Consider the following 10,333-nt stretch of genomic DNA (forward strand, 5'->3'; position numbering starts at 1 on the left):
GAGCCAATCCGCGCATGCAGTGCGGTCAGCTCCGCGTCCCACTGTCGTATCGAGTCTTGCATGGCAGTCTCCTCAGTCGATTACCATGCTTGTTAGACCTAAATAAATGCGGCTGTAGTATTAGAGCGTTTTCCATCCCGGTGTACGGATTCGTGCCAGGAGGGGAGAACGTAGGTCGGCAATCCCTTGCCGACAAAGCCCTTCGCCGAGCCGATACGTCGGCAAGGGATTGCCGACCTACATATCCGAATCCCTTACACCGATTCGGAAAACGGGCTAAAGCTGTTCGTTTTCCGGTTTTTCCTTCTTTTCGGTATCTCCGTTGCTTGGGCTCAAGCCTTCCAATTCAAGGTCCATTTCCTGCTCGAACTCATCCTCCAGAGGAGGGTTGCCGTCATGGATCAGGTAATTGCGCTGCTGAAAGTAAGCGTTACGAATAAACTCGTAACGGTCGACCGAGGCCTCGTCAACGATTTTGGTGGCGCTCAGCAGGTCGGCGCGCATGTCGACCGTTTTCAGAGTGCCCGTTCCATAGGGAATCGCGGCCGGAGTGATCCAGTTAATGGGGTTGGCGGCGGTGTCTCCGGCCAAGCCGAGGGCGCCGCGGGGCGTGCTCGGTCCGATGAACGGCAGAACCAGATAGGGACCCGACGGAATGCCCCAGGCGCCCAAGGTCTGATCAGTATCTTCGTTGTGTTTCGGTAGATCGAGCTTGGAGGCGACATCGATGAATCCGCCCACACCCAGAACCGTATTGACCAGGAATCGGCCGGTGTCTTGCCCGGTTTGGAGAAGCTTGAATTGCAATAGGTCGTTGGCGATTACGCCAATGTCGTCCACATTGCTGAAGAAGTTGGTGATACCCTTATCGACGAACGACGGCGTGATATATTGATAGCCCTGACTGACGGGCTTCATGACATAATCGTCCAGAGTATCGTTAAATTTCTGAACGCCGCGGTTCCACCCTTCCCAAGGGTCGCGTGGATCATGCTTGGTGGCGGTCGCGCAGCCGGCAAGACTCACGATAAGCGCGAGTCCGAAGACCGGCAATGAAGGGCGTAACTGGCGAGTTGTTTTCATTTTTTTTGTTCCTTTCCCGAAGTCGATCAGGCTTTCTCTAAAATTAGCATATCCAGGGCGAAGCTTCGAGCTACCGTGAACTTAAATTCGAGTTGACGGGAAAATATAATGAGCTTAGCGAACCTAGTCGAGAAAAAAATGCGATCGAATAATGCCTGATCATCATCTCGCCAGTTTGGCGCGCCGCTTCCGCGGCTATTTGCCTGTCGTCGTCGACGTCGAAACCTCGGGTCTAAGCCCTTCGGAACATGCTTTGCTGGAAATTGCCGTGGTTATTCCCGAGATGAACGGCAACGGCCATCTCCAGATCTGTGAGACCCATTCCACTCATATCAAGCCGTTTCCAGGTGCTCGCATGGATCCGGCTGCCTTGAGTTTCAACAAGATCGATCCTTATCACCCGTTTCGATTCGCGGTGGATGAGAAGGAAGCGCTCTCGAAGATCTTCCAGCCCATTCGCGCCGCCGTCCGGCGCACCGAGTGTACTCGGGCGATCCTGGTCGGGCACAATCCCGCCTTCGACATCGGTTTTTTGAACGCGGCAGTGGCGCGGTGCGGGATCAAGCGGAATCCTTTTCACCCTTTCAGCACTTTCGATACCGCTACTTTAAGCGGTCTGGTTTACGGCCAAACCGTGCTGGCGAAGGCGGTGCAAGCGGCGGGATTCGAGTGGAACAACGACCAAGCGCATTCCGCGATTTATGACGCCGAGCAAACCGCTCGCCTGTTCTGTACGATCGTAAATCGCTGGAAAGACCTGGTAACGATTGAAAAAGGCAGCCCGGAGGATTTACTCGGATGAATCCACCGAAGTAGGAGCCGCTTCGCTCAGCCGCTTCTGCAACTCGCCGCTTTCGAACAGCTCCAACATGATATCGCTTCCGCCGACCAGCTCGCCGTTAATGTAAAGCTGCGGAAACGTCGGCCATTGAGAAAATACCTTCAGCCCCTCTCTCAGCTCGGGATCTTCGAAGATGTTCACGTAAGCGTACTCGACGCCGCAGCGTTCCAAAATTTGCACTGCCCGTCCCGAAAAGCCGCACTGAGGAAAATCGGGAGACCCCTTCATGTAAAGGATCACCGGATTCTCGGCGAGTTGTTTCTTGATGCGTTCTGTAACGTCCATACCGGCTGTCTCAAATTAAAGTGGATAAAATACCTTAGTGAATCTATCAGAAATGATCGGCGCTCGGAAGGCCGACTCTGATGCTTAAACTTTGTCGTTTACTGTTGGATAATCCGCTAAAGCGACAATTTCATCACTCAAAATAAATAAGGAATTCTCTGCATGCATCAGATTACCCTCATTCCCGGTGACGGTATCGGACCTTCCATCGTCGATGCCGCGGTCAGCGTGATCGAAGCGACCGGCGTAAGAATCCACTGGGATCGGCAATTAGCCGGCATGGCGGCTGTCGAAAAACATGCCGATCCATTGCCCGATGCGACCATCGAATCAATCCGGAACAATCGAATTTGCTTCAAAGGCCCGCTGACCACGCCGGTCGGCGGGGGTTACCGAAGCGTCAACGTAACCTTGCGACAGACATTCAACTTGTATGCGAATGTTCGTCCGGCCATTTCTTTCGAAGGCACCAGCACACCGTTTCAAAATGTAAACCTGGTGACGGTTCGCGAGAATACGGAAGGCCTCTACGCCGGTATCGAGCATTTCATCAAGGTCGATGCGGAAAAACTGGGAGCAGAAAGCATCGCGATCGTTACCAAGAAAGGCTCCGAACGGATCATCGAATACGCCTTTCAATATGCGCGCAAAACCCAGCGCAAAAAAGTGACGCTGGTGCACAAAGCCAACATTTTGAAGTGTACCTCCGGGCTGTTTTTGGAAATCGGTCGGGAAGTCGCCAAGGCTTATCCGGAGATCGAGTTCGAAGACAAGATCGTCGACGCCTGCTCGATGCAACTGGTCATGAGGCCGGAAGTGTTCGATGTGATCGTTACCACCAACTTATTCGGGGATATTCTGTCCGACTTGGCGGCAGGTCTCATCGGCGGGTTGGGATTGACCGCAGGCGCGAACATCGGCACCGATGCCGCTTTATTCGAGGCCGTGCACGGCAGCGCGCCGGATATTGCCGACAAGGGCATTGCCAATCCGACGGCCATGATCCTGGCGGGCGCCATGATGCTCGAACATATCGGGGAGCTCGACGCTGCCCGGAAAATCGAACAAGCCGTCCGTAAGGTCATCCGCGACGGCAGAATCGTGACGCCCGACCTAAACGCGAATTCGCCCTACGGAACGCAACATATGGCCGATGCCATAATCCGCGAGCTCATCGAGCAAGGCTGATCGGAAAGCACCGTTCTCGTAGAAGTTTTCTGCTGCCAGGCAGCCCACACAGTATCTCAAGATTGGCCCCATGACCGACTTACATGGGGCCAAACGCAGACGGACCTTGTTCGCCAAGGCGCGAATAGGAAAAATTGGATTTGATCAATCGGACGTCTCGCGCTAATCTATTAAGCCTCCCGCTACGTCCCCATCGTCTAGCGGCCCAGGACTCCGCCCTCTCACGGCGGCAACAGGGGTTCGAACCCCCTTGGGGACGCCATATACATCAGTGGCTTACAATCGTAGATCAGTCTCGTGTTGCTAGCGTGTTGCTGGAGTGTTCCAGCAAACACCGGCATCCAGGAGAATCGGGTGATTCAAGACGACGAGTCAGTCGAGAAAGCCAAGTCCAAAGCCACTGTTCTGTGGTCGCCGCCCAAGAGCAACTTCATCGTGGATTAGCGTGCTTTTCCTAAAGATTAGGTTGGTGATAAAGAGGCGACGATGCCTAAGGATCAATTCCCAGAACTCGCTATCATTGTCGATCCGTACAAAAAAGAGATAAGTGCCCTTAGCAATCAGCTACGGGAAGCGCGATACACTATTCTTAGCCTGATGCCGAAAGCGGCTCAAAAAGCACTCAAGAGTTATCTTTCGTGTAAGTCAAGACAAGAGACCCATGGTTGGCTAAACAGAACCGCTGAGACGGTCGTGGCGCTTGCGCACATTCTCCCTCCGGAAGAGGGTTCGTATTTTTCCAACCGTGCCTGTTGCCCACTATGTGGCGGGGAAGGCTCCTCTCCCTACGAAAGAGGGTTTACTGTTCCAGAAGGACTTCGGCGTCATCTCGTCGGCTGGGGTAACATTCGTCCTTGCGAAGTCTTGGAGGCGGCTTTTGAGCTCGCTAAGGAGCATTGGCATGAGAAATTTCATGCCGCAGAACAGATCGAGAAAACTCAGAAAGAGGAGTTATTAAGGCAGCGCAAAGGCTCGGAAATCCTTTATCGTATTGCCCCCGATCAGGAACCTAAGCTAATTGATGAAGGCCCCACTTTCGGCGGCACGTTCCGTAATGAGAGTGAACTTGCTTGGGCCGAACAGCGTTTATTGAATCTGGGATTCCAGATCACCTGCGAAGACAATGTGAAGTCTTACACCAGCGAAAGCGGAAATTGGCTGATTTACGCCGATCCAAGGCTCAACGGCAAAATTGAATTCACGGCTTACAAGAAGCCCTTGCCTAAGAAAGCGCGTGGATCATACCTTCGAACAGCGACTTTCAAATCCTTCTACATAATGGATAGTTGGAAGAACGATATCCGGGGAAAGTACGAAAGCCGTCTCATGGAAGCGATCCGGTAGCAAAGTCGTTCGATATTGCCATGATAGGGATTGCTGTCTTAATAAAATGAGCATTAAGTCCGGTTTTCGGAGGCGAAAATCGTGATGTCCGCAGAAATACCCGTGCCGATAAAGCGCCGTCAATAAATAAGCGGCTGCGTGGCACTAACCTGGCTTACTGCGGCCTTGCAATTATCTTAGGCGTAGATTGTTGGTGCTGATCTCAGCTTAGACCCGGTTCGAAGTTCCGTCAGAATTCTGCGGAAATGCCCTCGATGCAGGTCTCATTGTCATTTCTTGGATTGTTTACGGCCGTACTCACCGGATAAGCCCTCATAAGCTCAGAGGAAAACGGCTTTAACACTCTCTGCAAGTGTTCGGTTTGCCGGCCGTCCACGGATAGCCACAATGCATAGTCTTGCTCGCTCAGAATCACCGGCATGCGGTCGTGAATCGGCCGGGTCAGGTCGTTGGCCTCGGTCACGATGATCGTGCCGGATTCGATGACCGTCCCTTCCCGCTCTCAGTGTTCCCAGAGTCCGGCAAACGCGAACAGCCCTCCTTCCCATAGGCCGATGTAATAGGGCTGCTTCGTTTTGGAGCCAGGACGCGCCGCCCATTCGTAATAGCCGGTTGCGGGCACAAGGCAGCGGCGCCGCCGAAAGGCGTTTCGGAAAGCGGGCTTGGTGGCGACCGTCTCCGCCCGTGCGTTGATCGTGCTGTAGTCAGTCTTTGGCTCCTTCGCCCATGAGGGCAGCAACCCCCAGCGGACGGAAACGCATTCCCGCTGGCCTTCTGGGGTCAGTCTGACGATCGGCACCGATTGGCTCGGTGCGATGTTGTAGTGGGGAGCGAAGGTCTGAATATTTTTCAGGTTGAAGTGACGGCGCATATGTATCTCGTCTGTCTTGAGCGAATAGCGTCCGCACATGACTTGCCTCCGGCATGGTTTGGGATGAAGTCTAGCTAGGACCGCGTGGCTTTGTATGCCAATAACAAAAAGCGGCGTCACCGTCGCTGCCAGTAAAGTGTAGCGAGGACAACTTGATCTCACGGACGGTGTTCGAACTTTAGCTGTGTGCCCTGAACGGACAGTTAGAGCCACCAAAGTGAACTTCCGCTGTTCGGCCAGGGTGTGTGAAAACTCACGAGCGAACCACCTCAAAGTGGAATTCACTCCATTCACCTGCCTCAAACAAGCGAATTCTTAATCGTTAACTCCACGTCGGCAGGAAAGTTAGGCAAAACTCAGCGGAACCTCTCCACCAGATTTTCAATTTTTGCGTTTTCACACAGCCTCCGGCCTTTGCTGTCACTGACCCTCTTCTGAAAGCTGGCGCTCGGGAATGACCGCTTCCATAGACTGGCAATTGTTGGTCCCGACCCAATGCGGACCTTCGACTTCTTGAAAACCAGTCGTTCGAATTGAACCTATGCTTGTCTGGTTTCGCGACACTATTAATCAGGCCCGTAAATACCCTCCTGGTATTTCGGGCCGCCGCCCAGGCCGGTACACGCCCGGCCTGGGCTCACGCGGCTTGTCGCCGCGCCGGGGCATCCCTGCCCCGGATTAACCCGGCCTATATTTATAGGCCGGGTTAATAAGCGCTTGGCCGATATCGCCCACTATCTTCACCTCGCTGAATAGACCATGCAGGCCTGACTCACACCAGCCGACTTCTACGAAAGTCGGAGCGGTTCAGGGGCAACCGGAAAGCTTACCGAGACGGTTTTCTATACACCCGTTGAGCTTGTCGGCTGTACAGAAAACCACGTCGTACATTCCAAAACAACTCTTAGAAAGCCTTGAAACCGCTGCTTAAGGCCAACGCGTGGCATTCCGCCGAGGTGACCTGTTCTTGGTCCACGAAGCGCGATGAACTCCGGAGCGCAGGAAGAAGCTGCTCATCGGCATAGGCACATCCCGTCGCAGTAATGGCCTTCTGCCCTTGCTTGTCCGCCGCCTCAGACGAGTGCCCCCGCCCTTCCGACAAGGCCGCGAGCATCGATGTATATCCTGGCTCGAAGGCCGTTAGCCCCGGAAAGCTCGTCCGCATCGCTGCCAGAATGCGCATCCCGGCCCAGTCCAGATCGCCCCAGAAGTACGCCGGCTTGGTCACCTTGCCGAACAGCCACGCCTCGAAGTCGTCCCTAAGGTTCTGGCTGATGCCGCCGCGGGCGGAGTAGAAGAGCGAGCAACCGTCCGGTGTGCGAAGCCGCTGTGCGCTGCCCTTGAACCCGGAGGCGTACACCAGCGCCAGCCCCTCGAAGGCAGGGCTCTTGGAGCGCGTGGCTCGCTCGAAGCTCATCAAGTTCTCGATGAACAGCACCCCACGGTAGCCGGTGGGCGGCAGGAACACCTGTAGCTGGATAGGCGACTCGGGGAACGGGCACTCGTCGGCGCCGAGCAGCGCCGCGACCAGGCCCTGCCGCTTGTCGAGCACCTTCGACATGCCCCAGAACAGCTGGGAGGACACCTCCCGAAGCAACATGGGCCTGTCAGCAAGGGCAGGCAGCTCGTTCAAGCGCTCGACCACCTCCGCCATCGATCGGTCGGGCATATCGATGCAGAACTCGGATACCACGGCCTTGATGTCATCACTGGCCTGAAGCCCCACATACACTGCGTCACGCCAACGCTCGGCAGCCGACTTGACCCGCTCCGTGCGGCCGACTACCGTCCTCACCGCAGCTTCGTCGGACACCGTTACTCGAGGTAAGCTAGCGTAGCCAGAGCGGGAGCGCACGGCAACCTCCGGCTTAACTGCCAGCCAGCCCCAGCGCGCCATTTCGGTGACGTGCTGCCAAAGTCCCTCTTTCTCGGACTCCCGGTGCGCCTTGTAAAGCGCGGGCCAGGTCCGCTCGCCTAGCGCGACGGACTGTGCCTTGGAGCTGCCCCGCCGCTCAGCCGCATCCAGCCGGTCCACGAGCATGTTCAGCAGCTCGCGAACTGGGCTGGATTGAAGCCAAAGCGGCTGTCCCGTCACTTAAGAGCCTCCACCGCCTCGGGAGGTTCGGCTGCATCGAAAGCGAGCTTAGCTTGCTCACGCACGTCCTGACGCTGCTTTTCCCAGAGCTCGCGCATGCGGTCCTTCTTGAAGATGCGTTCATCGCACTCCGAGACGAAGTCGAGCTCTCCGTTGTTGGGCGTATGCATCCGACTGAAGCTGTACTCCCGGTCGAACTCGGGGCGCAGCGCGCCGGCATGTTTCGTCGGCATGGCGCTGATGAGCTGCAAGCCCATGCTGTCGCGGAGGTACTTCAGCACAGCACGAGCACGCGGCTCGTCCATCCTGGAGAACGACTCGTCACTCACCAACAACTTCAGACTTGCGCCCTTCTCGAAGAGCCTCAGGCGGTTGGTCACCACTGCGGCACGGACGATGTAGGCCGGGGTCTCTAACTGCCCGCCGGAACCGGTGCCCCAAGTGGACAGCGCAATACGGCCACCATTGTCAGAGTCGTTCCAGATTTCGTAGTGACGGTAGTTTCGGTAGTCGGCAATGCGCAGCAGCTCGCGCCCTGCACGCTCCTGGTCCTGGTCAAGGAGCAGCTTGACCAGCCGGTCGCGCACCTCGATGTGCTTGGGCGACAGCTCGGTCTCGCCAAACAGGTTAACGGTCTCGGGCGAGTCGGCCAGCTCGGCGACAGCCGAAAAGAACCCGTAGTACTCCTGGAATTCGGGCTCCCACTTCGACCAGTCGATGCTGAAGCGGTCGGTGCCAAACTTGAGTTTCTCCAGCTCGATGTTCAGCTGGCGCAGCATTCGAACGCCCTCGTCCACCTTGCTCTTGATTTCGACGCAGAACTGCTTGGTGAACACGTCGTGGAAGGACCGCTCGGCCTCTTCCACCTTGGCGCGGTTGTTGTATAGGCCGATGTTCTCCAGCTCGTTGTGGAGGTTGCTGACGGTTCGGCCTAGGACCACCAGGGGGCCATAGTAGGGTTCGAAGGACGTGGCGTCCGTCAGGTGCGGCAGCGCGGACTGAAAGCGCTCGTCCTGCCGCACGCTGGCGTTGTACTCAGCCAACATCTCGCGCACGTCGCCCAAGAGCTTCTCGGGCTGCGTACGCAAATGGTTCAGCCGCGCCTGGACTGCAGGCACTTCGTACGTCCGCGACGCCAGCAGATCGTCTACCTCTTGCGCCATGACGGTGTACGTCTTCTCCGGGTTGGCCTCGCACAGGTGCTTCAGGCGACGAATCTGGTTTTCGCGCTCCTGGAAGCGCGCATCCCGGCCGGCGTTGATGCACTCGATGACCTTCTTAGCCTCGATGATGCGTTGCTCAGCCAGGTCAACGGCCTTGTTCGCTGCCCGAATCTCCTCGTCATGGGCCTTGATGAGGCCTTCCAGGCGCGCCAGTTCGGCGCGCAGCTGCTCGACCTCCGTCAGGTCAAGCTGCGACAGCGAACGACGCGTGGCATCCAGGTCGCCGGCGAACTGCGCCAGCGGCTTGGCATCGAAGGTCGGTTCCTTCAGATTGGTCAGCATGCGGCGGAAGTCCGCGAGCGAACCCTGCAGGCGCTCCAGGTTCTGGATGTCGCGGTCCGCAGCCTCGAGCATCTCGGTCGTATCCCGCAGCGCCCGCTCCCTGGCCTTGCGACCGAGGACGAAATCCTTGCGCTCGCAGATGAACATCGTCATCGCGCCGCTGCCCTTTCCGTCCTTGGTCAGGCCACGAGGGGTGAACCGCAACTCGTTGGAGTCAGCTACCTTCACGACCGCACCGAACTGCTCGATGAGGTAGGCCTTGGCAATGGGGTGGCCGGTGCGCAGCTCGTGGATGATGGAGTTGCCCGGTACGCGGGACGGGTCGGCTCGGTCCAGGCAACGCTTGCTCTGCACGACTTTCGAGCGGGAGCCCCAGGACTTCAGGAAGTCAATCGTGGGTGCCTCCCACTCGGACTTGACGATGAGGTTAAAGCGCGCCCCGCCCAGGTAGCCCTCGATGGCGGCTTGCCACTCGTCGGAAGCTGGCTCCACGAGATCGCAAAGCACCTGGACACCGGCCTCCGGCAGGCGCTCACGGATGCGCTCCAGCGCCTGCACCGTGTCGCGGTTGTAGTTGCCGGCACCGGCGACCAGCCGCTCCTTTCGCTCAGCTAGCTCCTTTCGGTCCTTCCGAGCTGCCTCAATGCGCTGACCCAGCGACGTAGCTTCGGCGGCGATTGCCATCAGGACGCTGTCGTCAGCCCCGACCAACGCGGCATGAAGCTGGCCCAGCCCAGTCTCGATGCCGTCGAAGGCCGGCGCCAGCTGGAACAGCTTCTCCACCGACAACACGTCGTCCCGGTTGGCGTCTACCACCGAGTCGAGCAGCCCCGCCAGGCGGTCCACATTTGTCGAGGCGATAGCCTTGGCAACTGCCTCCACCGATGTCCGCAGCTTCGGGAACTGCTCGGGCACCGGCCGCTTGGCGATGGTGTCGGCGACATTCTTGATGTGCGCCGCAGCGTGCAGGCCGGCGTGAAGCTCGCTGAGCTTGCCGCGAGCGCCGGACGTCGTGCGCTCCAGCCGTTCGTCCAGCGTCTTCTTCTCGGTGTGGGCCGGGATGCCGCTGAGCTTAGCCGCGATTTCGATGCGACTGCCGTCGACGCTCTTCTTCAGCTGCG

Annotated in this window: 7 protein-coding genes, 1 tRNA gene and 1 pseudogene; 4 read left to right on the forward strand and 5 right to left on the reverse strand. The window is 57.3% G+C overall.

Going from position 1 to position 10,333, the window contains the following annotated elements; genetic code table 11:
• Positions 1-276 precede the first annotated feature (276 nt).
• Positions 277-1,083 (reverse strand): VacJ family lipoprotein, encoded by an 807-nt coding sequence (locus ABJK70_RS13705; protein ID WP_077730950.1) that lies wholly within the window; start codon positions 1,081-1,083, stop codon positions 277-279.
• Positions 1,084-1,234: 151 nt separating this feature from the next.
• On the opposite strand from ABJK70_RS13705, the gene rnt reads away from it, so the two are divergent.
• On the forward strand, positions 1,235-1,885 hold the full coding sequence (gene rnt, locus ABJK70_RS13710; RefSeq protein ID WP_077730949.1) for a ribonuclease T: 651 nt from the start codon (positions 1,235-1,237) through the stop codon (positions 1,883-1,885).
• Here rnt and grxD read toward each other — a convergent pair.
• Positions 1,874-2,209 carry a Grx4 family monothiol glutaredoxin gene (gene grxD / locus ABJK70_RS13715; protein WP_077730948.1) on the reverse strand — a complete coding sequence of 112 codons (336 nt, stop codon included), beginning with the start codon at positions 2,207-2,209 and terminating at the stop codon, positions 1,874-1,876. The genes rnt and grxD overlap by 12 nt on opposite strands.
• Positions 2,210-2,371: 162 nt before the next feature.
• Between grxD and ABJK70_RS13720 the strand changes: the two genes are divergently transcribed.
• The 3 genes from ABJK70_RS13720 to ABJK70_RS13730 all read left to right on the forward strand — a co-directional run bounded on the left by ABJK70_RS13720 (position 2,372) and on the right by ABJK70_RS13730 (position 4,741).
• Positions 2,372-3,397, forward strand: coding sequence for an isocitrate/isopropylmalate family dehydrogenase (locus ABJK70_RS13720; RefSeq protein ID WP_077730947.1), 1,026 nt, complete (start codon positions 2,372-2,374; stop codon positions 3,395-3,397).
• 186 nt (positions 3,398-3,583) lie between these two features.
• A tRNA-Glu gene (locus ABJK70_RS13725) sits at positions 3,584-3,659 on the forward strand.
• A gap of 224 nt (positions 3,660-3,883) precedes the next feature.
• Positions 3,884-4,741: a hypothetical protein gene (locus tag ABJK70_RS13730; protein WP_347258244.1), complete on the forward strand. Its 858-nt coding sequence runs from the start codon at positions 3,884-3,886 to the stop codon at positions 4,739-4,741.
• Positions 4,742-4,970: 229 nt separating this feature from the next.
• Here ABJK70_RS13730 and ABJK70_RS13735 read toward each other — a convergent pair.
• The 3 genes and pseudogenes from ABJK70_RS13735 to ABJK70_RS13745 form a co-directional block, all read right to left on the reverse strand.
• Positions 4,971-5,651, reverse strand: a pseudogene (locus tag ABJK70_RS13735) (SOS response-associated peptidase).
• Positions 5,652-6,516: 865 nt separating this feature from the next.
• Positions 6,517-7,707, reverse strand: a complete 1,191-nt coding sequence (locus ABJK70_RS13740; protein ID WP_347258245.1) for a Wadjet anti-phage system protein JetD domain-containing protein — start codon at positions 7,705-7,707, stop codon at positions 6,517-6,519.
• Positions 7,704-10,333: SbcC/MukB-like Walker B domain-containing protein (locus ABJK70_RS13745; RefSeq protein WP_347258246.1), on the reverse strand; the 2,630-nt coding region annotated here is incomplete at its 5' end. The genes ABJK70_RS13740 and ABJK70_RS13745, both read right to left, overlap by 4 nt.

Origin of the sequence: Methylocaldum sp., from assembly GCF_039794385.1 — a bacterium.
Classification (GTDB): Bacteria; Pseudomonadota; Gammaproteobacteria; order Methylococcales; family Methylococcaceae; genus Methylocaldum.